This is a genomic window from Agromyces sp. CF514, from assembly GCF_900113185.1.
Taxonomy (GTDB): Bacteria; Actinomycetota; Actinomycetes; order Actinomycetales; family Microbacteriaceae; genus Agromyces.
The window spans coordinates 922,829-944,739 of record NZ_FOZD01000001.1; the positions used below are offsets into that span (position 1 = coordinate 922,829).

The following is a 21,911-nucleotide window of genomic DNA, read 5'->3' on the forward strand; positions in this document are numbered from 1 at the left end:
GGCCCGACAGTCCGTCTGGTCGGTCGGGCCGCCGGCATCCGCCCCGGGATGCGTGCGGCGGGATCAGCTGTTGAGCGCGGCCGTCGGCGAGGTGCGCGCCGCTCGTGCGGCGGGAAGCGCACCCGCGACCGCCCCGACGACCACCGTCGCGGCCACTCCGGCGACGAGCACCGCGGCGGGCACCGCGACCAGCCACCCGTTCGAGGCGGCGACGACCGCCGTGATCGCCCAGCCGATCACGGTGCCCGCGATGCCGCCGCAGAGCGCGAGCAGCATCGCCTCGACGAGGAACTGGGAGCGGATGTGCCCGCGCGTCGCGCCCAGCGACCGGCGCAGGCCGATCTCCTGACGTCGCTCGAGCACCGTGATGACCATGGTGTTCGCGACGCCGATGCCGCCGACGAGCAGGGCGATCGAGCCGATGCCGACGAGCAGCCCCGTGAACGCCTGGTCGATCGTGTTCTTCGCCGCGAGCGCATCGGACGGGCGACTGACCTTCACCTCGGTCGGCGACTCCGGGTCGATCGTCGAGGGCAGGAGTCGCCGGACCTCGGCCACCCGCTCGTCGTCGCCGCGTTCGTAGACGGTCGTCGGCGAACCGTCGAAGGCGAAGAGCTCGCTCGCGATCGGGCCGCCGACGAGCGCCGTCACGTCGAGCTCGGGTGCGAGCGGCGAGCGGGCGAGGATGCCGACGACCGTGAACTCCTGGTCGCCGATCTGCACCATGCTCCCGACGCTCACGATGCCGAGGCGCTCGGCGACCTTCGCGCCCAGCACCACCGCCGGATACCGTTCCGACGTCGCGTTCAGCCACGAGCCCGACGCGAGGGTCGAGCTCGTCGTTCCGAGCAGTTCGAGATCGGTCGCCGCGACCGAGAGCCCCTGGGTCGCCCCTCGGTCGACGCGGTCGTTCCGGTAGACGTGGACCTGGTCGAGCACCGAGGTCCAGCTCGCCTGCTCGACGCCGTCGACGCGACGCACGCGGTCGACGGCGTCGGAGGGCAGGGCGGTGTCCGCCCCGAAGAAGTCCTTGCCCGCCGAAGCGGTGAGCAGGTTCGTGCCGAGGGCGGCGAGGCGCTGCTTCACGAGCGCCTCGCTCGAGGTCGAGATGCCGACGACGGCGATCATCGCCGCGATGCCGATCGCGATGCCGAGCGCCGAGAGCGCGGCTCGCATCGGACGTGCCCGCAGCCCGTGGAATCCCAGTCCCACCAGGTCGCCGGTGCGCAGCCGCGAGCGCAGGCCGTTCACGATGCCACCCTCAGTGGCACGCGCTCGACCCGTCGATCGCCGACGAGCCGGCCGTCGCGGATGCCGAGCTGCCGCGGCATCCGCTCGGCGACCTGCTGGTCGTGCGTGATGACGACGACCGTCGTGCCCGACGCGTTCAGCTCGCCGAGGATCGAGACGACGGTCGCACCCGACCGCGAGTCGAGCGCCCCGGTGGGCTCGTCGGCGAGCACGAGCGGCGGCTCGCCGACCACCGCGCGGGCGATCGCGACGCGCTGGCGCTCACCTCCCGAGAGCTCGTGCGGCCGATGGTGCGCACGGGGCGCGAGCCCCACCCGCTCGAGCGCCGTCGCGGCGCGCGCCCGACGCTCGCGCGCCGGCACGCCCGTGTAGAGCAGGCCGGTGGCCACGTTGTCCAGCGCGCTGACTCCTTCGGCGAGGTGGTACTGCTGGAAGACGAATCCGATGGTGTGCGCCCGGAGCGCCGACAGCTCCGCATCGGTCAGGTCGCCGGTGTCGTGCCCGTCGAGGTGCAGCTCGCCCGAGCTCGGCCGGTCGAGCGTGCCGATCAGGTTCAGCAGCGTCGACTTGCCCGAGCCGCTCGGGCCGACGATCGCGAGCATCTCGCCGCGATCGATGTCGAGGTCGACCGCAGACAGGGCGAGCGTGGGCGGCGACCCGTACGACCGCGAGACGCCGCGGAGCGAGACGAGCGGGGCGCTCACTTCGCCACCACGATCTCGTCGCCGGCCTCGAGATCGCCGCCCGTCACCTCGACGAAGCCGTCGGCGAAGGCGCCGAGCTCGACCGGCACGAGCTTCGACTCGCCGCCCTCGACGACCTCGACCACTGAGCCGCCGCCGGCCGTCGCGAGCAGCGCGAGCACGGGCACCAGCAGGGCGTCCTCGCGCTTGACGGAGGTGAGTTCGCCCGTCACGGTGACGTCGTCGAATCCCTCGGCGCTCGCCGGGTCGTCGAGCGAGATCGTCACGGGCAGCTTCACCTTCTTGCCGCCCTGTCCGTCGTCCTGCTCTGCGGGGGACCCGACGGCCGAGACGGTGCCCTCGACCGCGCCGCCGCCGGGCAGGCTCAGCGTCACCTTCGCGCCCACGGCCGCGACCTCGGCGAGGTTCGGCGCGATGTCGGCGGTCACGCGCTTACCGGTGCTCGAGACCGAGACGACGGCAGCGCCTGCGGCATCGCCGATGCGGGCCTTCTGCGCGGCGATGCGTTGCGGTGCATCGGCGAACACGACGCGTCCGGGTTCGATGACCCCGGTCTCTTCGAGGCCGAGGGACTCCTGCCACGCCTCGATCGCCTCCTGGGTCGACCAGGCGAACTCCTCGTCGGGCTCGCGGTCGAAGAACCCGAGGGCCGCGAGGTTCTGCTCGAGCTGCAGCACGTCGGGGCCGTCCTCCATGCCCGACGCGAACGGCCGCCACATCGGCAGCGACCCGATGAGCAGCACGACCGGCCGGTCGTCAACGCGGAACAGCTCGCCGCCGCGATCGACGACGGTGCCGACGCCGGGCATGGAGGTCACGGTGCCGCCGAGCGAGGTGCCGAGATCGTGCACCCCGCCGTACGCGAGTCGACCCGAGATGCGCACGCGCTCGGTGAGGTCGCCCCTGGCGACGGTCTGGGTCTGCACCTCGCCGAGGTCGGTTCCGTGATCGGCGTCGGATGCCGAGGCCTGCGGGCGGCCTGCGAGCAGCACGGCCGCGACGATGCCGGTCGTCGCGATGCCGGCGAAGGCGATGAGCCATGCCCGGCGTCGGCGTCGAGGGCTTCGGGAGGGCGCGGCATCCGTCGTCGGCTCGACAGCGGGCTCGAGCGCAGACTCGCCCGCAGGCTCCGGCGCGGTCATTCGTCGTCTCCGGGCATCTCGGGGAAGCCCGCCTCGTCGTTGCAGGCGTCCATGACCGCGGGGTCGACCTCGTCGATCGACATGGCCTGCATCGAGACCATGCCGCCGTCCGCTGAGATCTCGGGGTCGCGGTAGTCGTATCCGGCCTCGCGCATGCACGCGGCGAACGCGAGCATCGCCTCGTTCAGTTCGTCTGCGTCGGGCATGCCCGGCTGCACGGGCGGCTCGCCGACCTGCTCGATGCACTTCTCGTGGGCCGCCTCCATCGCCTCGAGGTCGATCTCGCCCGGATCGACCGAGTCGAGCGAGCCGGTCGTCGTGTCGTCGCCGCCGGCATCGCCGGAATCGCCGGTGGTGGAGCCCATGGTCATCGACACGTCGACGCCCTCGGCCTTCATGCAGTCGCCGAACTCGAGCGACCAGTCGTCGTAGGCGGCGTCCGAGTCGCCCGCGGCGAGGTCGGGGGCGTCGGATGCGTTCGGCGTGCACGCCGAAAGCGCGACGACCAGGCCGATGCCCGCCAGGGCGAGCAGCGCGCGGGGTCGACGCCGGGTGAGGTGGTTCATGGTGGTCCTTTCGTCGGGCCCCGGAATCGGTGCCGGAACCCAGCACACTCACAGCGCGGTCGTAGCGGAGTAAAAGGCGGCGCTGACCTTTTCGTTACCCTCGGCGGGGTTCACTGGAGGTTCGGCCGATGACTGGAGGAACCGAGTGCGCGTGCTGATCGTGGAAGACGAGCCGTACCTCGCCGAGGCCGTGCGAGCCGGACTCGCGCTCGAGGCGATCGCCGCCGACCTCGCGCCAGACGGCGAGGCGGCGCTCTTCGCGGTCGACGTGAACGACTACGACGTGATCCTGCTCGACCGCGACCTTCCCGGCGTGCACGGCGACGAGGTCTGCCGAACGCTCGCCGCGCGCGAGGAGCGCCCGGCGATCCTCATGCTCACCGCGGCCAGGCGGCTCGGCGACAAGGTCGGCGGCTTCGAGCTCGGCGCCGACGACTACCTCGCCAAGCCGTTCGAGTTCCCTGAGCTCGTGGCCAGGGTGCGGGCACTCGGCCGCCGGAGGTTCACGGCGCTTCCGCCGCGCCTCGAGGGCGCCGGGGTCACGCTCGATCCCTTCCGTCGCGAGGTGTACCGCGACGGCCGTTTCGTGCGGCTCAGCCGCAAGGAGTTCTCGGTGCTCGAGGTGCTCATGCGCGCCGCAGGAGGCGTCGTCAGCGCCGAGACCCTGCTCGAGAAGGCGTGGGACGAGAACGCGAACCCCTTCACGAACTCCGTGAAGATGACCATCTCCACGCTCCGGCGCAAGCTCGGCGAGCCGTGGATGATCCGCACCGACCCGGGTGCCGGCTACGCGATCGACGTGCCGCGTGGGTGACGCCGCGGCATCCGCCCCTCGGACGTTCCGGCTGACGGTCCGGGCGCGGCTCGCGCTCACCTACGCCGGCCTGCTCGTCGTCGCGGGCGCCGTGATGCTCGCGATCATTGCCTTCTTCATCGGGCTCGTGCCGACGTACGAGTTCGCCGCCGCCACCCCGCTCGCGGGGGCGACGGCCGACGGCTCCGTCGCGATGCTCAGCGTGCCGAGCGAGTCGGCCGACCTGGTCGCCGGCACCGCCGTGCCCACCTACGACCCCGGCATCCTCGCCGAGACGACCTCCGCGTCGGTCGTCGTCGGCTCGCGCGACGACATCCTGCAGCTGCTGCTCTGGGTCTCGGCGGGCGCGCTCGTGGTGCTCGCGGCCGTCGGCGCGTGGGCCGGTTGGTTCGTCGCCGGGCGGATGCTGCGGCCGCTCCAGGAGGTCAACCTGGCCGCCCATCGTGCCGCACGCGGCCACCTCGACCACCGCATCGCGCTCGGCGGCCCCCGCGACGAGATCACCGACCTCGCCGACACGTTCGACGAGATGCTCGAGGGGCTCGAGCGGTCGCTCGGGGCCCATCGGCGGTTCGCGGCGAACGCCTCGCACGAGCTCCGCACGCCGCTCGCCACCACCCGGGCCATGCTCGACGTCGCGTTGAGTTCGGCGGGCGCCGGGGATGCGGCGGGCGCTGCCGGCGCTGCGGGCGCCGGGAGTGCCGCGGGCACGGCCCTGCTGGAGCGCCTGCGCGAAACCAACGAGCGCAGCATCGCGACGGTCGAGGCGCTGCTCGACCTCTCCGAGGCCGAGGCCGGCGAGGCGAGCACGGAACCGATCGAGCTCGGCGAGCTCGCGGCATCCGTCGTCGAGGAGGCGCGGCCCGAGGCGGCGCTCGCCGGAGTGCGCATCGATCTCGCGGTCGCACCCGGAACGGTCTCGGGTGATCGCGTGCTGCTCAGGCAGATGCTCGTGAACCTCGTGCAGAACGGCATCCGGCACAACGTGCGCGGCGGGGTCGTGCGGGTGTCGACCCGCACCACGAGACGCTCGAGGACCATCGAGGTCGCGAACAGCGGTGCCGAGCTCGATCCGGCGACGGTGGCCGAGCTCACCGCGCCGTTCTTCCGGGTCCGCGGGCGCACGAGCGCGGCCGCCCAGCGCGGCCGCGGGCTCGGACTCTCGATCGTCGCGGCGATCGCCGAACGCCACGGAGCGGCGCTGCAGCTCGTGCCCCGAGCGAACGGCGGGCTTCGCGTCGCCGTGCGGTTCCCGCGCGAGGCCGCCGCTCAGGCGAAGCCGAAGACCGGCGGGAAGACGACCACGAGGATCGCGGCCCAGGCGAGGTAGACCGGCAGGTACCCCGTCTGCCAGCGCTCGAGGCGGTCGAACGGCTCGCGCCCGCGGAGGAATCCGAGCTGCAGCCACGCGGCCCAGGCCAGGTTCGCGAGCAGGATCAGGTTGAGCCCGAGCGAGGCCGTCTTGTTCGGGCTGAAGCCGAACTCGCCGGTGCGCCCGACCATCGCGACGAGCACGAAGAGGTCGACCACGAGCGCCGCGACGAGCATGACGAGCTGGATGCGGTCGAACCAGCCGGGACGCTGCAGCGGGTCGCGCGACGAGTACGAGTACACGAGCAGCCCGAGCACGACGACGAGCACGAGGTCGAAGGCGATGAGGAGCTCGCGATCGGCGTCGACGATGTTCCACTGCAGGGTCGCGGCGACCACGAGCGCGATGAGCATGAGCGTGAACAGCGGCGTGAAGACCTTCGTGAGCACGGGGGCGATGTTCTCGATCACGCGCTGCTTGGCATCGACGAGCCAGGCGGCCACGAGTACCGCGCCCGGGATCGCGCACGGCAGCACCCAGTCGTTGAAGAACCAGAACACGTCGACGCCGATCGTCGAGAACACGCCGATCGTGAGCGCCGACAGCGCGCCGCCGACGAGCGCGATGAGCACGTAGTACACGACCCATTCGCCGCTGAAGCGCACGAAGTCCATCCGCGAGTCGCTGCGGCGCCAACCGCCTCCGACATATGCGAGTCCGGTCACCAGCCACAGTCCGACGATGGCGGCGATCGACGCGATGAGCTCGGTGTCGGTCGGCGGCACGCCGAAGACGTACAGGTCGCCCGGCTCGCCCCACGGGAACACGTTGAGCACGAGGGCGGCCAGCATGAACGCGCCCGCGACGGCCAGCACCGGTCCGCGGGGCGGGCGGTGCCGCCACACGAACCAGGCCGCGAGGAACGGGAGCACGAGCACCGAGAGGTTCCGGAGGAAGAACGCGGGATCCGCGCCGAGCAGCCTCGCAGCCGTGACCGCGAGTCCGGCGCCGACGCCGAGCCCGAGGGCGACGGCGAGCCCGTTGGAGCGCTTCCAGAACGGGGTGCGCCGGCCCGCGGCATCCGCTCGGTCGAGGGCTCCGGATGCCTCGGCGTACCCGTCCGTGCCCGGCGCGCCCTGAGCGCCCGAGTCGTCGTCGAGCACGAGCTGCTTCCAGAGGCGCTCGGAGTGCACGCGGGCGTACTCGTGCGAGAGGTCGTCGACCGCGCCGAGGCGTTTGACGGCCACGAGGAACGCCTCGTCTTCGTGGAGTCCGACCTCGCGCAGTGCGTCGACGCGGTCGAGCAGGTGGCTCTCGAGCTCGTCGAGGTCTGCGCTGGTCACGGCGTCGTGGCGCTGCATCCATGCGCGCCAGGAGGCGACGAGTGCGCCGAGCTCATCAGGAGCGCCGGGGCCGGGCCTGGGAGCGTGTCCGTGGCCGTCGGCCGGGGTCGCGGCGTCAGGGCGGTCGGGGCCGTCCGTTGCGGCCGAGCGCGGGGTCTCGGGCGCCATGTCAGACCGTCCCGAAGGCCAGGCGCATGCGCGGGCCGCCGTCGTCGGGCCAGACCTTGCTCAGCACGTCGCCCACGACCGACCACTGGCGCCGCTGCTCGGCGAGCACGCCGGCCCCCTGCTCGGTCAGGCGGTAGTGCTTGCGCGGGCGCCCGGTGTCGGACTGGCGCCACTCGGAGTGCACGTGGCCGAGGCGCTCGAGCCGGTGCAGCAGGGGGTAGAGCATGCCGTCGCTCCACTCGAGCTCGCCGCCAGAGAGCGCGGTGATGCGCTGCAGGATCGCGTACCCGTACGACTCGCCGTCGGCGAGGATGCCGAGCACGACCGGGGTCGCGGCCGCCGCGACGAGGTCTTTGCCGATGCGCATGGTGTTCCCTCCTGCGTTGGTGCGTACCTTGCAGCTCAAGGTATCTGGATCAGCAATATACCTCGCACTGCGAGGTATCGCCACTCGCGCCTCGCACCTCGCACCTCGCACCTCGCGCCCCGTCCCCGTCGTTCAGTCACGTGTGGTCGCTTCGCGCGCCGGAGAGCGACCACAAGTGACTGAACGACGGGGGATCGGGGGTGCTCACACGGCGAGCGCTCCTCCCCAGGCGCGGCCGGATCGTCGAAACGCACTCGGGCGACGTCCGCTCCGGGCGCGCGCCGAGCCGACCGGCACACTCGTCGGATGCGTCGACCGACTCCGCTTCCGGTATCCCTCGTCGATCGGCCGTTCACGGCTCCTGAGGCGATCGCATCCGGGGTTTCGCGGCGCAGGCTCCGCAGCGGCGACCTGGCCCGACCGTTCCGTGGAGTCCGGGCGCCCCGCGCCGATGAGGCAGTCGCGCATCGGTGCGCCGCGTACGCCACCGTCATGCCCCCCGGCCAGGTCTTCTCGCACGCCACGGCAGCGATGCTGCTCGGCCTCCCGTTGCCGCGCGCCGTCGAACGCGACGCACGCGTGCACGTGACCGCTCTCGAAGGCGGCCGGGCACCGAGGCGGAGCGGCGTCGCCGGATACTCCACGACGGGGCATCCGTTGGTCCGGCAGGTTCGCGGGCTCCGCGTGCTGGCACCGGCCGATGCCTGGTGCTCGCTCGCGGGTCTGCTCCGACATGACGACCTCGTCGCCGCCGGTGACCGGCTCGTGGGCCTGCCGTCGCCGATGGCGACGTTCGACGAGATCGACCGGGCGATCGTGCGTCACGGCAACCGAGCGGGCGCGGCGAAGCTGCGCCGAGCTCGGGCGGACCTCCGCGCGGATTCCTACTCGCGCCCCGAGACGCTCGCGCGCCTCGCCCTGATCCGCGCGGGCCTCCCCGAACCCGAACCGAATGGGGTCATCGAGCTCCGATCCGGTCGCCGCACGCGCGGAGACCTCGTGTTCCGCGCCTATCGGGTGCTCGTCGAGTATGACGGCGAGCAGCATCGGCTCGACCTCGAGCAATGGACGACGGATGTCACGAGGCTCAACGACCTCGCCGCCGACGGCTGGCTCGTGATCAGGGCGACGAAACGGATGCCCCGCGCTGAACTCGTGGCGCGCGCGGAATCCGCGCTGCTCGAACGAGGATGGCGGCGCTGACACGCCGGCCCCGCGCCCGTCGTTCGGTCACTCGTGGTCGCTTCGATGCGGGTATTCCGGCCACGGGCGACCGAACGATGGCGTGCGTACGGCGGGCGGGGCGCGGGCAGCCGGGCATGTTTCCGCGGCGCGGAAATACCGCGGAAGTTCACCCCCCGAACCGTCGGTCGGGGTGCCCCGGCGGCCCGCAGAGTGGAACCACAGCCACCCCGGAAGGCGTCGAGGCAGACGCCGGAAGGGCCGCAGGAGACATCCGCCAGAGACATCCGACCGCAGCCGAGGCCACACCGAGGCAGCGCCGGACCGCACCGAAGGAGCACGACGATGAGCACGAACCGCCCCGGCGACCAGACCCAGACCGCAGCCGAACTGCAGCTCGAGTGGGACGCGAACCCGCGCTGGGAGGGCGTGAAGCGCGACTACACCGCAGAAGACGTCATCGCCCTGCGCGGACCGGTGCGCGAGGACCGCACGCTCGCTCGCCGCGGCGCCGAGCGCCTGTGGGAGGACATCCAGCAGAACACGGGCAATGCCTTCGAGCGCCAGGAGGACCCGCAGTGGTCGGCCGCGCTCGGCGCCCTCACCGGCAACCAGGCCGTGCAGCAGGTGCGCGCAGGCCTCAAGGCGATCTACCTGTCGGGCTGGCAGGTCGCGGCCGACGCGAACCTCAGCGGCCAGACCTACCCCGACCAGTCGCTCTACCCCGCGAACTCGGTGCCGGCCGTCGTGCGCCGCATCAACAACGCGCTGCTTCGCACCGGCCAGATCGAGCAGGGCAACGAGGCCGAGACCGGCATCACCGACTGGATGGCCCCCATCGTCGCCGACGCCGAGGCCGGCTTCGGCGGGCCGCTGAACGCCTACGAGCTCATGCACCAGATGATCGAGGCCGGCGCGGCGGGCGTGCACTGGGAGGACCAGCTCGCGAGCGAGAAGAAGTGCGGCCACATGGGCGGCAAGGTGCTCATTCCGACGAGCCAGCATATCCGCACGATCAACGCGGCCCGTCTGGCGGCGGATGTCGCGGGCGTGCCCTCGATCATCATCGCCCGCACCGACGCGCTCGCCGCGACCCTCATCACGAGCGACCACGACGAGCGCGACAAGCCGTTCGTCACGGGCGAGCGCACCGCAGAGGGCTTCTACAACGTGCAGAACGGCATCGAGCCAGTCATCGCCCGCGGCCTCGCCTACGCCGAGTACGCCGACCTGCTCTGGGTCGAGTCGGCCGAGCCCGACCTCGACCTCGCGCGCCGCTTCGCCGAGGCCGTGCACGCGAAGTTCCCGGGCAAGCGCCTGAGCTACAACTGCTCGCCGAGCTTCAACTGGAAGCGCCACCTCGACGACGACCAGATCGCGAAGTTCCAGCGCGAGCTCGCGTCGATGGGCTACGCGTTCCAGTTCATCACGCTCGCCGGCTTCCACTCCCTGAACCACGGCATGTTCACGCTCGCCAAGGACTACAACGAGCGTCACATGTCGGCCTACGTCGAGCTCCAGGAGGCGGAATTCGCCTCGGAGGCATCCGGCTACACCGCCACGCGCCACCAGCGCGAGGTCGGCACCGGCTACTTCGACCAGATCGCCACGGCGCTGAACCCCAACAGCGCGACGCTCGCCCTCGTCGGATCGACCGAGGAAGACCAGTTCCAGCACTGACCACGGCCCCGGCCGGACAGGAGCAGAAGACCATGAACACGACACCGACCATGACCCTCGAGCGCGAGCGAACGGATGCCGCATCCGCACGCCGCCCCGAGCCGAAGCCCGCCACCGGCAGCTTCCAGACCGTCGAGCCGCGCATCGAGCTCGCCCGTTCGGGCGCGGAGCGCGAGGCATCCGTCGGCCGGGCCGAGGAGATCCTCACGCCCGAGGCGCTCGCCTTCCTCGCGGCGCTGCACGACCGATTCGCCGGCACCCGGCACGAGCTGCTCGCCGAGCGCCTGCAGACCCGCGTCGACGCGGCGAACGGCCGTGACCCGCGCTTCATGCCCGAGACGGCATGGATCCGTGACGACAGCACCTGGCGCGTCGCGGGCCCCGGCCCCGGCCTCGAGGACCGTCGCGTCGAGATCACGGGTCCGACCGACCGCAAGATGGCGATCAACGCGCTGAACTCGGGCGCGAAGGTCTGGCTCGCCGACCAGGAGGACGCCACGAGCCCCACCTGGGAGAACGTCATCGGCGGGCAGGTCACGCTGTTCGACTTCCTGCGCGGCGACCTCGCGTACACGAGCCCCGAGGGCAAGGAGTACCGCGTCACCGCGTCGGAGACGCCGACGATCGTGATGCGTCCGCGCGGCTGGCACCTCGTCGAGAAGCACCTCACGTTCCACGACCGCGCCGGGCGCGCCATGCACGCCTCGGGTTCGCTCGTCGACTTCGGGCTGTACTTCTTCCACAACGCGCAGGCGCTCATCGCCGCCGGTCGCGGGCCGTACTTCTACCTGCCGAAGCTCGAGTCGCACCGCGAGGCGAAGCTCTGGAACGACATCTTCGTGTTCTCGCAGAACGCGCTCGGCATCCCGCAGGGCACGATCCGCGCGACCGTGCTCATCGAGACGATCCAGGCCGCGTTCCAGATGGACGAGATCCTCTACGAGCTGCGCGACCACTGCGCGGGCCTCAACGCCGGCCGCTGGGACTACATCTTCTCGATCGTGAAGACGTTCCGCTCCCGTGGTCGTCGCTGGGTCTTCCCCGACCGTAAGGCGATCACCATGACGGTGCCGTTCATGCGGGCCTACACCGAGCTGCTCGTGCAGACGTGCCACAAGCGCGGGGCACATGCCATCGGCGGCATGAGCGCGTTCATCCCGAACCGCCGCGACCCCGAGGTGACCGAGCGCGCGCTGACCGCGGTCTCGGCCGACAAGCGCCGCGAGGCGGGCGACGGCTTCGACGGCACGTGGGTCGCGCACCCCGACCTGATCCCCACCGCTCGTGCGGAGTTCGACGCCGTGCTCGGCGACCGACCCAACCAGGTCGACCGCCTGCGCGACGACGTCGAGGTGACGGCGGCCGACCTGCTCGACATCCCGTCGATCGGCGGCGAGGTCACCGAGGCCGGCGTGCGCGACAACATCTCGATCGCGATCCGCTACATCGAGTCGTGGCTCCGCGGCACGGGGGCCGCCGCGATCGACAACCTCATGGAGGACGCCGCGACCGCGGAGATCTCGCGCTCGCAGGTCTGGCAGTGGCTCGACAACAACACCGTCACCGCCGAGGGCACACGCATCGACCAGACGTCGATCGTGCGCCTCATGGCCGAGGCCGTCGCCGCACTGCCCCGCTTCGAGGGCGACCGGTTCGACGACTCGATCTCGGTGTTCCGCACGGTGGCGCTCGAGCCCGAGTTCCCGACCTTCCTCACGGTGGGGGCGTACGCCCGGTTCCTCTGAACGGTCGAGTCGCCCGGTCATCCCGCTGTCGGGAACCCCGGGCGACTCGGCACCGCCGCGGTTCCCGAAGGGCCGCGTCGACCGCATCCGGCGATCCCGGAAGGTGCGACGGACGGCGCGGCCCTCTCGGCGCGGGCGGGCGATCGGCGTCCGGTGTCGCCGGGCGTCACCGGCGCGCGGCGGCATCCGTCGGCCTGCGAGAATGGCGAGTCGTGACCCGAACCACGATTCGCCAGGCCAGACCGACGGATGCCGCGGCGCTCGCCGAACTCGCGGCCGACACGTTCCCGCTCGCCTGCCCGCCCTCGACCACCGCAGAGGCGATCGCCGAGTTCATCGCGACGAACTTCACGGTCGAGCGCTTCGACGAGCACCTCGCCGATGCCGGGCGGATGCTGGTGGTCGCCGAGGACGGCGAGGGAACGCTGGTCGGCTACACGATGCTCATCGCCGGCGACCCGACCGACACCGACGTCTCGGCCGTCGTGACCGAGCGCCCGACGATCGAGCTCAGCAAGTGCTACACCCGCAAGGCCGCGCACGGTTCGGGTTCGGTGGCCGGGCCGCTCATGGAGGCCACGGTCGAGGCGGCACTCGCGACCGGCGTCGCGTCGATCTGGCTCGGCGTGAACGACGAGAACGCCCGGGCGATCCGCTTCTACGAGAAGCACGGCTTCGTGAAGACGGGCCGCAAGCACTTCAAGCTCGGCGATCGCTACGAGGACGACTGGGTGCTCATGCGATCGGCTGGCGCCGGCGGTGGCGGGGGCGGTTCCTGAGGTATCGCGCGGCGCGCGTCGTTCAGCAGCGGGCGGTCATCTGGATGCGCCGACTCGTGATGCCGCTCGCGGGCCCGCCGGGCAGGCCGAGATCGTGCTCGGCGAGTTCGCGATGCCAGGGCGTGGCCGGGTCGGACTCGACGAATCCGCAGCTGCGGTAGAACGGTCCGTTCCACGGGACGTCGGCGTAGGTGCGCAGGGTGATCTCCGCGTAGCCGAGGGCTGCTGCGTGGGCGATCGCCGCCTCGACGAGTCGGCGGCCGTGTCCGCGGCGTGCGTGCGCGGGCGAGACCGAGAGCTGCTCGAGGTGCACGTGGCCGTCGTGCTCGAGCACCTGGGCGAAGCCGACGACGGTCGTCCGGTCGCCGTCGCCGTCGCTGCCCTCGACGACGGCGACCAGGATGAACCCGGGCTGCGCCGCTCGGGTCGCGGCATCGGGCGCGGGTCGCCACGACGTCGGCCGGAACCGCTCGATGAACAGCCCGTCGGCGTCGTTCTCGAGTTGCTCGAGGAGTTCGAGCTCGCCGGGCGCGGCGAGCCGGATCTCAGGATGGGGTCGCCGCACGAGCCGCTCCCATGGCCGCCTTCACGGACTGGTAGCCCGCGAGCGCGGCCGCACGCGACTCGCCGAGGTCCACGATCGGCTCGGGGTAGTCGTCGCCGTCCGCCTCGGGCACCCAGCGCCGCACGTAGTCGCCGCGCGGATCGAACTTCTTCGCCTGCAGCAGCGGATTGAACACGCGGAAGTAGGGCGCGGCATCGGCCCCCGAACCTGCCACCCACTGCCAGTTGAACGGGTTCGAGGCCGCGTCGGCGTCGACGAGCGTGTCCCAGAACCACTGCTCGCCGCGGCGCCAGTCGATGAGCAGGTTCTTCGTGAGGAACGACGCCGTGACCATGCGCACGCGGTTGTGCATCGATCCCGTGCGCCAGAGCTCGCGCATGCCGGCGTCGACGAGGGGCACACCCGTGCGTCCTTCCTCCCACGCGCGCAGCGCGGTCGGGTGCAGGCGCGGCCACGGGAACGCGTCGAACTCGGCGCGCCAGTTGCGGGTCGCGAGGTCGGGCGCATGGAAGAGCACGTGCCAGGCGAACTCGCGCCACCCGAGCTCGGCGAGGAACCGGGCCCGGCTCGTCGCCTCGCCTCCGCTCCCGGCGCCCCTGCCGCCCCCGGCACCCGCACGGCGTTCGCGCACCGCGTGCCACACCTCGAACGGGCTGATCTCGCCCCACCTCAGGTGCGGCGACAGGCGCGAGGTCGCGTCGACCGCGGCCGGGCGGTCGCGCGCGGCGTCGTAGTCGCCGAGTCGCTCGTCGAGGAACTCCGCGAGCCGGTCGTGCGCCGCGGCCGAGCCGGGCGTCCACGTCTCGCGAAGGCCCGCCGCCCAGTCGGGGCGGGTCGGCAGCAGGTGCCACGATGCGAGGTCGTCGCTCGCGACATCCGGAACGTACGCGTCGATCGCGTCGGGTACGGCGAGCGGATGCCGCGGCTCGGGCGCCGAGAGGCAGGCGCGCCAGAACGGCGTGAAGACCGAGTAGGGCGTGCCCTGCCCGGTGCGGATCGTCCACGGCTCGAAGAGCAGGTTCGCGTCGAAGCTCTTCACCTCGAGCCCGTCGTCGCCGAGCCCCGACTTCAGCTCGGTGTCGACCTCGCGCTCGGGGCCGCCGTAGCGGCGGTTCCAGAAGACGGCGTCGGCACCGGTCTCATCGACCAGCGAGCGGATCACGCGGCCGGCGGGGCCGCGTCGCAGCACGAGGTCCGTGCCGAGCGCCTCGAGGTCGGCACGCAGGGCCTCGAGCGAGCCGTGCAGCCACCACCGCGCCGCCCCGCCGAGCGGGCGGATGCCGTGCGACTCCTCGTCGAGCACGAACACGCACACGACCGGCGCACCACGCTCGGCCGCGGCCGCGAGCGCCGGATGGTCGCCGACGCGCAGGTCGTCGCGGAACCAGACGATCGTCGGCGCGGCGGGCATGCGCCCGACCCTACCCGACGCCTCCGACGGCCAGGCGGGCCGCCGCGGCGTCCGCCCGACTCGCCGCCGCTCGCGCGATCGCCCACGTGCCGAGCCCCGACGCGAGGAAGATCACCGCGAGGATCGCCCACCCCGTGAGGCCCATGCTGAGTGCCGTCGCGGTCACGACGGCGGGGGCGAGCGTCGCGCCGATCGAGTAGCCCATCGAGTAGACGCCCTGGTAGGTGCCAGCTTGCACGGGGTCGGCGAGCTCGAAGCTCAGGCCCCAGCCCCCGGCCTGCGAGAGCACCTCGGCGAACGCGTGCGTGATCGAGGCGAGCACGATGAACACGACCGAGAACCACACCGGCAGGCCCGCGGCCGCGGCGTAGACGAGGCACGTCGCGGCCATGAGCCACGCGGCGATCGCCGACACGCGCCCGGCGCGGCGCAGGTCGTGGGTCCCGCGCGAGAGCGGCACCTGGAACAGCACGACGATGACCGTGTTGAGGATGAGCACGGCCGACACCAGCACGGCCGAGGCGTCGGTCTCATGCGCGATCCACAGCGGCACGCCGATCTCGGCGACGCCGAACTGCATGCCGAAGATCGCGCTGAGGGCCGTGAGCGCGAGGTAGCGCGGGTCGCGCCAGGGCGAGTGCGCGAAGCGGCTGCGACGCTTCGTCGAGGGCGTCGGGCGAGCGGATGCCTCGGGGCGGCGACCTTGCGATGCGCGGCCGCCCGCGGCATCCGCCTCGTCCGCCTCGGGCAGGTCGTCGTCGACGGTGCCGTCCAAGGCGGCGACCACCCCGACCGCGCCCGTCACCGGAGGAACCGGTCGGGCGTCGACGCTCGCGGGTAGCTTCACGAGCCGCACGAGCGCGAGCAGGTACAGCCCGCCGGCTGCGACGAGCAGGATCCGGTACGCCTCGGGCGTGCCGATCGCGAGGGCGAGCGCGCCGAGCCCCGAGCCGACGGCGATCGACACGTTCGTGACCGTGCGCAGCACCGCGCGGGCGTGCACCCGCTGCTCGGGTTCGAACGCCCGCGCGAGGATCGCCATGCGCGTCGAGTTCGCGCCCTGCCCGAACGCGCCGACGATCACGGCGACGACCAGCGCCGAGACGAAGTCGCCCGTGACGGCGTAGCAGAGCAGGCCGAGTCCCTCGAGGGTCGTGAACACGAGCAGCACCCGCCGGGCGCTCATGCGGTCGGCGAGCCAGCCGCCCGCGAGCGAGGCGACGATGCCGGCCGCGCTCGCGGCGCCCAGCACGATCGCGATCTCGTGCGCCGGGAGCCCCACCACGAGCGTGAAGTACAGCACCGTGATCGTGAGGAAGATGCCCCGCCCGACCCGGCTGATGAGGGTCGCCGTCACGAGGATCCGCAGCACCGGGTCGGAGACGGATGCTGCGATGCGGGCCGCCAGACCCGGCTTCGCCGTGCCCCCGCCGCCCGCCGCATCCGCCTGCGTGGCCGGCGACGCCTGCGCCGCGGCATCCGCTTCGTCGATGCTCGCGGCGGCGGCGTCGAGATCGGGTTCGATGACGGGCAGTGACGAGGTGTCGGGGCTGGAGGTAGGGCTCACGGGTTCGATCCTGCTGGGAGCCTCGACCGGGCGAAATCGATGTAGCGTTGTGCTACATGTTGCGGTACGTGCTGAACGAGGACGACGTCGGAGCCGTGCGCTTCGCGCTCTCACCCCTGTGCGAACTCGGGCTGTCGTTGCGCGCGATCCGCGAGCCCGCGAGGTTCCCGCTGCAGCTCGGCTGGCTGCGCCGCACCGAGGAGGCCCGCGAACGGCTCGACATGCACGTGCTCGGGGCGCTCATCGACGAACGCATGTGGACGCCCGACTTCTTGAACCCCCGCCCGGCGTCGCCGCTCACGCGCCTCGAAGACGAGTTTCGCGCGCTCGCCGCGACGCCGCCCGACGTGTTCCGCAGCGACCTCGTCGCCGTGCACGGGCACGTGCCAGAGGTGTTCGCCGGGTCGACGAGCCAGGCGCTGCGCCGCATCATCCGTGCCCTGTCACAGCTCTGGGAGACCTGCTTCGAACCGTACTGGCCGCGCATGCGCGCCGTGCTCGAGGCCGACGTCGTCTACCGCGGCCGTCAGATCGCGCAGGCCGGAGTCGCGAGCATGCTGAACGGCCTCTCGCCGCGCATCGCCTACGACCACGGCGTGGTCTCCGTGCGCCTCGCAGACCCGAAGGATCGAACGCTCGCGATCGACGGCAACGGCCTCACCCTCATGCCCACGATGTTCACGCGTCGCGCCTCGGCGCCGATCGGCGACGGGCCGCCGATGATCCTCTACTCGGCCAGGGGCCAGGGCGCCCTCTGGGAGGCCGAGCCCGTGGCCAATCCCGCCGCGGTCGCCGCGGTGCTCGGCGAGACGCGCGCGAGCCTGCTCGCCGCCCTCGGCGACCCCGCGTCATCGACCGAGCTCGGGGTGCGCTTCGGCGTCACCGCCTCGGCCGTGAACCAGCACCTGCGCGTGCTGCGCGACGCCGGCCTGCTCGTCAGTACCCGCTACGGCCGCAGCGTGCTCTACCTGCGCAGCGAGCTCGGTTCGGCCCTGCTCGAGTCGCGCTCGGGCTGACCTGGGGATTCGCCCGATCGTGCGCGAGCGGATGCCGCGGCATCCGCTCACCGCTCGCTCACCTTGTCGCGGCGCGGCCTACTTCGCGCCGGGGGCGGCGAGCCACCGTCGCTGCTCCCGAACGACCAGCAGCGCGAGCATGCCCCACAGGCCGAGGTCGTCGGCGAGCCCGAGCGGGCCGAGCACGAGTTCGGGCATCAGGTCGATCGGCGAGATCGCGTAGACGGTCGCCGCGATCGCGGCGACCCACGTCACCGGCGCGATCCGGTGCTCACCGGATCGGACCGCCTTGAGAAAGCTCCACCACATGCCTCCAGTGTGCGGCACGCGGCGCTCGACGGGAACGGGCCTCAGCTCTCGGGGTCGTACATGAATTCCCGGACCTCCTGCGCGCACCGGCAGGCGGTCGCGATCTTGGCGGCCCACTCGAGGGCGGCCGCGCGGGTCGGGAGTTCCAGCACGGTGTATCCGCCGTCGAACTGCGTCGTCTGCGGGTAGGTGCCTTCGGTGACCGTTCCGTCGCCGTCGACCATGACGGGCGCGACGCCCTCGTCGATGCCGCCGCCGAACACCCAGACGCCGGCGTCCTTCGCCTCCTGGACGACGGCGTGCGCGGCATCCGCCACGGCCGGCAGGTCGTCAGCCGAGACGACCATGGCGCTGCTCGGGAACGAGATCAGGTACTTCGTCATCGTGCTGACTCCTCGTCGTTCATCGGTTCGAGCCGTCCTCCGCCAACCAGGCGCGGATGACGGCGACGATCGCCTCACGCCGGCCATCGAGGTCCTGGGCGGACGGCAGCGTGAGGCTGGCACGGATGTCGGAATGCCACGTGAGCAGCCCCTCGGGGTCGCCTGCGAATCTCGACACGGCACCCTTCTCTTCTGCCCGCTCGGTGCCGAAGTGGAGGATGAGCCGAAGCGGTCCCTTGCCCGGGGCGTTGATCGTGAGCCGATCGACGCCGTCGAGCGTGTAGCTGGGCGAATTCCACTTCACGATCTCGACCAGCCCGGGGCCGGCTTCGCGCACGAGCGCACGAAGCGCCTCGACGTCGGCTCGGCGCTCGGGGGCCTGGGCGGCGAGGAATTCGTCGACGGTCGCGAAGCGGGCGGGCATGCGGCGATGCTAGCGCTCGTCGAACTCGCGCCGCAGGTACTTGGGCGCCTGCACGCGCCAGGCCTCGGTCACGAGCTCGGCGAGGTGATCGAGCTCGATGCCCGCCATTCGGAACGCGATCTTGGGCTCGCCCCACGGGGTCGTCGTGCGCAGGAACACGTCGGGCGCCATCTGCTTGAGCGCCATGGCGTCGACCGGATCGGCGACCTTGACGCCGACGACGAGCTCTGCCGCGACGATCGCGCGCACCTCTTCGGGGATGCTCGGCCACGGGTGGCACTCCCACGCGTAGAGCTTGTTGCGCACGAACCAGGCGGCGCCGCCGGTCGTCGCGCGCTCCTCGCTGCCCGGCAGGGTCTCGGCCGTGCGGCGCAGGTCGTCGAGGGTGGCCACGAGGGCGAGCATACGCAGCGCCACCGACACGGCCGGAGCGCTCGCCACTGCGACGGTCGGCGCTGCGGCGGTCTGCACTGCTGCCGCGCGAACTCCGAACTGACGAATTGCGGATGCCGCGGCATCCGCTCGCTCGAACGAAGCCCTACTCGGGGTCGGGTGCGACGCGCAGCACGACCTTGCCCCGCACGTGCCCGCCCTCGACGAGGCGGTGCGCCTCGGCACCGGACTCGAGCGGCAGTTCACGGTCGACGTGCACGCGCAGGGCGCCGTCGTCGACGAGTCGTGTGAGCACGGCGAGCGTGCGGGCGTCGGGGGAGCACGAGTATCCGGTCGCGCGGATGCCGCGGGCGGCCGCCTCGTCGGCCATGGTCGGCCACGATCCGGTCGGCACGTTGACGAGCAGCCCGCCGCGGCGGAGCACGTCGAGCGAACGCGTGCCCGTGTCATCCTTCACGTTGCCGATGAGGTCGATGACGACGTCCTGCTCGCCTGCGACCGCTTCGAAGCGCTCGGAACGGTAGTCGATGACGCGTTCGGCGCCCAGTCCCTGCACGAACTCGACGTTGTCGGGTCCGCAGGTCGCGGTGACGTGGGCGCCGAAGTAGGCGGCCAGCTGCACGGCCAGGTGGCCGACGCCGCCCGCGCCGGCGTGCACCAGCACGCGCTGTCCGTCGTGGACGCGCGCGACGTCGACGATCGCACCCCACGCGGTCAGCGCCGCGATCGGCAGGGCTGCGGCCTCGACGAAGCCGAGCGAGGCGGGCATGGGCGCCACGCTCATCGACGAGACCGTCACGAACTCGGCGAACGTGCCGGGCGTGCGCGGCGGGCGGGCGGCGCCGTAGACCCGATCGCCGACGTGCAGCGGGTGCGACGCGTACGGCACCTGCTCGACGACGCCCGCGAAGTCGTTTCCGAGCACGGCGGGGTAGCCCGTGATCGCGGCCGACGTACCCCTGCCCGCGCGCGTCTTGACGTCGATCGGGTTGACACCCGCGGCCACGACCCGCACGACCACCTCGTCGCTGATGCGCGTCGGTCGCGGCACGTCGGCGAGGTGCAGTTCGTCGGCCTCGCCCGTGCGGTCGATCACCAGGGCGCGCATCGTGTCGGTCATGCGACCATCCTCGCGCGAGCGTCGCCGAGTCGTCGGAGAGTTTCGGCGACACGCCGCGTGGCGGCGGCGTGTCGCTCCGATCCTCCGCTGTTTCGGAGGCAGCCCGGGCAGGGCAGGAGCAGGGGCAGAACAGCGCCAGGCGGGCGCGGAGCCGCTAGAAGTCGCGCAGCCAGCGCCCGACCTGCTCGGTGAGCACGTGCCCCTGGGCGGCGGGGCCGTCGTCACGGGCCGGCAGCACGAGCAGGGGTCCGGCGACACCGGCGGCCCAGCGCTCGGCCGTGGGCAGCGGGTGCACGGGGTCGCGCAGGGCGCCGACCACGAGCGAGCGGATGCCGCGGTGCTCGAGCTCGGCCAGTTCGGCGTCGTCGCGGAACGCCCGGTTGCGGGGGATCTCGACGAGCCGCATGGCCCGGCGCGCGGCATCGGGGGCGGTGAACTGGGCGAGCAGGCCGCGCGCCCCGAGCGGGGAGATCTCGGCGACCCTCTGGTAGACCTCGCGCTCCTGGAACTCGGCCGCGCCGGAGGCCCCGGCGTCGGCGAGCACCTGCCCGATCACGGGGAATGCGCGGAGGTTCTCAGGCACCGGGCGGTCGTCGAACGACGGACGGATGAACACCGCGCGTTCGACGGGAAGCAGTCCGTCGAGGGCGATGCGCAGGGCGATCGCCGCGCCCATGGAGATGCCCATGATGGTGAGCGGCGCATCGAGATCGAGGCCGTCGGCGCCGGCAGCGCGACCGCCACGGCCTGCGGCGTCGTTGGCCCGCTCGACCGCGGCCTCGGCGAGGTCGCGGCGCACGGCTGCGGCGACCTCGGCCGCGAGGCGGTCGAGCGCGAAGTCGTCGGCATGGCCGATCTCGAGGAATCCGCCGTGCGCCCGCACGTCGGGCGCGATGACGAGTTCGTCGTCGCCGAGCACCTCGTGGACCATGGGTTCGAGCAGCGTGAGGGGCTGACGGCGGTCGGCGCCGAGCCCGTGCAGGAGCACGACCGTCATGCGATCTCGACCGTCATGCCAGAACGCTCGGCCGGTAGTACGCGCGTGCGTCTTGTGCGGGCGCCTGCGTGGGCCGGATCGCCTCGAGCAGCTCGCCGGCCAGTTGCACGAGGATCGCGATCTGGTCGTCGTCTCGCTCGATCCACCGGCAGAGCGGCTCGGGCCCGACGGGCACGAAGTCGTCGTGCTGCTCCCACACGATGAGCGTGCGCTCTGCGCCGAGCACGTACTGCTGCCACCACACCTGCCGCAGGTAGCTGCGGGGCACGGCGCGCCACGGCTTCGACGTGGTCTTGATCTCGCACAGCTCGAGCACGCCGTCGTGCACGCGCAGGCCGTCGGGCGTGGCGAGGTGGCGGCGGTCGGATGCCGCGTGGAAGAGCAGCGAGGAGTGGCTCATGCCGTGCGTGCGCGCCGCCCACGCGGCGATCACGGGCTCGCGCTCGCGGCCGTGGTCGGTGTAGCGGCTGCCGCCGAAGCTGCGCGGGGCGCCGTGGAGCTTCTCCCAGGCCGCGGACTTCACGGACGTGCGGGTCGCGAGCTTCGCTGCGTCGGTCGCGGTCACACCCTGCGATCGTGCCCGCAGCCAGGCGACCCGGTCGCTCGAGTCGGCCACGACGCGCGTCTCGTGCGGCAGCTTCGCCGGCGGCGTGATCGAGCCGCGCTGGACTCC

At 72.2% G+C, this 21,911-nt stretch carries 23 protein-coding genes; 7 read left to right on the forward strand and 16 right to left on the reverse strand.

Going from position 1 to position 21,911, the window contains the following annotated elements; genetic code table 11:
• Positions 1-63: 63 nt before the first annotated feature.
• Genes BM342_RS04080 through BM342_RS04095 form a run of 4 tightly spaced genes read right to left on the reverse strand, consistent with a single transcriptional unit; the run spans position 64 to position 3,663 of the window.
• On the reverse strand, positions 64-1,251 hold the full coding sequence (locus BM342_RS04080; protein ID WP_255368498.1) for an ABC transporter permease: 1,188 nt from the start codon (positions 1,249-1,251) through the stop codon (positions 64-66).
• Positions 1,248-1,955, reverse strand: coding sequence for an ABC transporter ATP-binding protein (locus BM342_RS04085; RefSeq protein WP_092964201.1), 708 nt, complete (start codon positions 1,953-1,955; stop codon positions 1,248-1,250). Before BM342_RS04085 ends, BM342_RS04080 begins: the two co-directional genes overlap by 4 nt.
• Positions 1,952-3,097: a peptidoglycan-binding protein gene (locus tag BM342_RS04090; protein ID WP_092964202.1), complete on the reverse strand. Its 1,146-nt coding sequence runs from the start codon at positions 3,095-3,097 to the stop codon at positions 1,952-1,954. The genes BM342_RS04085 and BM342_RS04090 overlap by 4 nt, the downstream gene beginning before the upstream one ends.
• Positions 3,094-3,663 (reverse strand): hypothetical protein, encoded by a 570-nt coding sequence (locus BM342_RS04095; RefSeq protein WP_092964203.1) that lies wholly within the window; start codon positions 3,661-3,663, stop codon positions 3,094-3,096. The genes BM342_RS04090 and BM342_RS04095 overlap by 4 nt, the downstream gene beginning before the upstream one ends.
• Positions 3,664-3,808: 145 nt before the next feature.
• Here BM342_RS04095 and BM342_RS04100 point away from each other — a divergent pair, with 145 nt between their 5' ends.
• Positions 3,809-4,477, forward strand: a complete 669-nt coding sequence (locus tag BM342_RS04100; RefSeq protein ID WP_092964204.1) for a response regulator transcription factor — start codon at positions 3,809-3,811, stop codon at positions 4,475-4,477.
• On the forward strand, positions 4,470-5,807 hold the full coding sequence (locus BM342_RS04105) for a sensor histidine kinase (RefSeq protein ID WP_092964205.1): 1,338 nt from the start codon (positions 4,470-4,472) through the stop codon (positions 5,805-5,807). The genes BM342_RS04100 and BM342_RS04105 overlap by 8 nt, the downstream gene beginning before the upstream one ends.
• On the opposite strand, the gene BM342_RS04110 is transcribed toward BM342_RS04105, so the two are convergent.
• Together BM342_RS04110 and BM342_RS04115 are read right to left on the reverse strand one after the other, a co-directional pair.
• Positions 5,747-7,300 (reverse strand): permease prefix domain 1-containing protein, encoded by a 1,554-nt coding sequence (locus tag BM342_RS04110; RefSeq protein WP_218154892.1) that lies wholly within the window; start codon positions 7,298-7,300, stop codon positions 5,747-5,749. The genes BM342_RS04105 and BM342_RS04110 overlap by 61 nt on opposite strands.
• A 1-nt stretch (position 7,301) precedes the next feature.
• Positions 7,302-7,667, reverse strand: coding sequence for a PadR family transcriptional regulator (locus tag BM342_RS04115; RefSeq protein WP_092964207.1), 366 nt, complete (start codon positions 7,665-7,667; stop codon positions 7,302-7,304).
• A 492-nt stretch (positions 7,668-8,159) separates the two neighbouring features.
• Here BM342_RS04115 and BM342_RS04120 point away from each other — a divergent pair, with 492 nt between their 5' ends.
• The 4 genes from BM342_RS04120 (at position 8,160) to BM342_RS04135 (ending at position 13,053) form a co-directional block, all read left to right on the forward strand.
• Positions 8,160-8,870, forward strand: coding sequence for a hypothetical protein (locus BM342_RS04120; RefSeq protein ID WP_092964208.1), 711 nt, complete (start codon positions 8,160-8,162; stop codon positions 8,868-8,870).
• 324 nt (positions 8,871-9,194) lie between these two features.
• Positions 9,195-10,529, forward strand: a complete 1,335-nt coding sequence (gene aceA / locus BM342_RS04125; protein ID WP_092964209.1) for an isocitrate lyase — start codon at positions 9,195-9,197, stop codon at positions 10,527-10,529.
• Between the two features lie 32 nt (positions 10,530-10,561).
• Positions 10,562-12,274, forward strand: coding sequence for a malate synthase A (gene aceB, locus BM342_RS04130; protein WP_255368499.1), 1,713 nt, complete (start codon positions 10,562-10,564; stop codon positions 12,272-12,274).
• 212 nt (positions 12,275-12,486) lie between these two features.
• Complete coding sequence (locus tag BM342_RS04135) at positions 12,487-13,053, forward strand: GNAT family N-acetyltransferase (RefSeq protein ID WP_092964210.1); 567 nt, start codon at positions 12,487-12,489, stop codon at positions 13,051-13,053.
• 22 nt (positions 13,054-13,075) lie between these two features.
• Here the strand turns inward: BM342_RS04135 and BM342_RS04140 are convergent, their stop codons facing one another.
• From BM342_RS04140 to BM342_RS04150, 3 genes are read right to left on the reverse strand one after another with little or no spacing between them, the layout of a single operon-like run.
• Positions 13,076-13,618 carry a GNAT family N-acetyltransferase gene (locus BM342_RS04140; protein ID WP_255368500.1) on the reverse strand — a complete coding sequence of 181 codons (543 nt, stop codon included), beginning with the start codon at positions 13,616-13,618 and terminating at the stop codon, positions 13,076-13,078.
• Positions 13,599-15,029: a cryptochrome/photolyase family protein gene (locus tag BM342_RS04145; RefSeq protein ID WP_092964211.1), complete on the reverse strand. Its 1,431-nt coding sequence runs from the start codon at positions 15,027-15,029 to the stop codon at positions 13,599-13,601. Before BM342_RS04145 ends, BM342_RS04140 begins: the two co-directional genes overlap by 20 nt.
• 10 nt (positions 15,030-15,039) lie before the next feature.
• A complete protein-coding gene (locus tag BM342_RS04150; RefSeq protein WP_177232051.1) occupies positions 15,040-16,596 on the reverse strand; it encodes an MFS transporter in 1,557 nt (518 codons plus the stop codon).
• A gap of 56 nt (positions 16,597-16,652) precedes the next feature.
• Here BM342_RS04150 and BM342_RS04155 point away from each other — a divergent pair, with 56 nt between their 5' ends.
• A complete protein-coding gene (locus BM342_RS04155) occupies positions 16,653-17,612 on the forward strand; it encodes an ArsR/SmtB family transcription factor (RefSeq protein ID WP_092964213.1) in 960 nt (319 codons plus the stop codon).
• Positions 17,613-17,690: 78 nt separating this feature from the next.
• On the opposite strand, the gene BM342_RS04160 is transcribed toward BM342_RS04155, so the two are convergent.
• From BM342_RS04160 to BM342_RS04190, 7 genes are all read right to left on the reverse strand, one after another.
• The gene (locus BM342_RS04160) at positions 17,691-17,939 is read right to left on the reverse strand and encodes a DUF1232 domain-containing protein (protein ID WP_143109754.1); all 249 of its coding nucleotides are present in this window, start codon (positions 17,937-17,939) and stop codon (positions 17,691-17,693) included.
• Positions 17,940-17,962: 23 nt separating this feature from the next.
• The gene (locus BM342_RS04165; protein WP_092964215.1) at positions 17,963-18,304 is read right to left on the reverse strand and encodes a YciI family protein; all 342 of its coding nucleotides are present in this window, start codon (positions 18,302-18,304) and stop codon (positions 17,963-17,965) included.
• A 19-nt stretch (positions 18,305-18,323) separates the two neighbouring features.
• Positions 18,324-18,728 (reverse strand): DUF1801 domain-containing protein, encoded by a 405-nt coding sequence (locus BM342_RS04170; RefSeq protein WP_092964216.1) that lies wholly within the window; start codon positions 18,726-18,728, stop codon positions 18,324-18,326.
• A 9-nt stretch (positions 18,729-18,737) separates the two neighbouring features.
• Entirely contained in the window at positions 18,738-19,121 is a 384-nt protein-coding gene (locus BM342_RS04175; protein WP_092966500.1) for an MmcQ/YjbR family DNA-binding protein, read from the reverse strand.
• Between the two features lie 145 nt (positions 19,122-19,266).
• Positions 19,267-20,241, reverse strand: a complete 975-nt coding sequence (locus BM342_RS04180) for an NADP-dependent oxidoreductase (RefSeq protein WP_092964217.1) — start codon at positions 20,239-20,241, stop codon at positions 19,267-19,269.
• Between the two features lie 154 nt (positions 20,242-20,395).
• Entirely contained in the window at positions 20,396-21,238 is an 843-nt protein-coding gene (locus BM342_RS04185; RefSeq protein WP_092964218.1) for an alpha/beta fold hydrolase, read from the reverse strand.
• Between the two features lie 13 nt (positions 21,239-21,251).
• Positions 21,252-21,893 (reverse strand): YqaJ viral recombinase family protein, encoded by a 642-nt coding sequence (locus BM342_RS04190; RefSeq protein WP_092966502.1) that lies wholly within the window; start codon positions 21,891-21,893, stop codon positions 21,252-21,254.
• Between the last annotated feature and the right edge of the window lie 18 nt (positions 21,894-21,911).

Excerpts from the sequence above, each read along its gene's own strand:
- BM342_RS04090 (WP_092964202.1), bottom strand. The coding sequence starts at position 3,097 with ATGACCGCGCCGGAGCCTGCGGGCGAGTCTGCGCTCGAGCCCGCTGTC.
- BM342_RS04095 (WP_092964203.1), bottom strand. The coding sequence starts at position 3,663 with ATGAACCACCTCACCCGGCGTCGACCCCGCGCGCTGCTCGCCCTGGCG.
- BM342_RS04110 (WP_218154892.1), bottom strand. The coding sequence starts at position 7,300 with ATGGCGCCCGAGACCCCGCGCTCGGCCGCAACGGACGGCCCCGACCGC.
- BM342_RS04115 (WP_092964207.1), bottom strand. The coding sequence starts at position 7,667 with ATGCGCATCGGCAAAGACCTCGTCGCGGCGGCCGCGACCCCGGTCGTG.
- BM342_RS04120 (WP_092964208.1), top strand. The coding sequence starts at position 8,160 with ATGCCCCCCGGCCAGGTCTTCTCGCACGCCACGGCAGCGATGCTGCTC.
- aceA (WP_092964209.1), top strand. The coding sequence starts at position 9,195 with ATGAGCACGAACCGCCCCGGCGACCAGACCCAGACCGCAGCCGAACTG.
- aceB (WP_255368499.1), top strand. The coding sequence starts at position 10,562 with ATGAACACGACACCGACCATGACCCTCGAGCGCGAGCGAACGGATGCC.
- BM342_RS04145 (WP_092964211.1), bottom strand. The coding sequence starts at position 15,029 with ATGCCCGCCGCGCCGACGATCGTCTGGTTCCGCGACGACCTGCGCGTC.
- BM342_RS04155 (WP_092964213.1), top strand. The coding sequence starts at position 16,653 with ATGTTGCGGTACGTGCTGAACGAGGACGACGTCGGAGCCGTGCGCTTC.
- BM342_RS04165 (WP_092964215.1), bottom strand. The coding sequence starts at position 18,304 with ATGACGAAGTACCTGATCTCGTTCCCGAGCAGCGCCATGGTCGTCTCG.
- BM342_RS04170 (WP_092964216.1), bottom strand. The coding sequence starts at position 18,728 with ATGCCCGCCCGCTTCGCGACCGTCGACGAATTCCTCGCCGCCCAGGCC.
- BM342_RS04180 (WP_092964217.1), bottom strand. The coding sequence starts at position 20,241 with ATGACCGACACGATGCGCGCCCTGGTGATCGACCGCACGGGCGAGGCC.
- BM342_RS04185 (WP_092964218.1), bottom strand. The coding sequence starts at position 21,238 with ATGACGGTCGTGCTCCTGCACGGGCTCGGCGCCGACCGCCGTCAGCCC.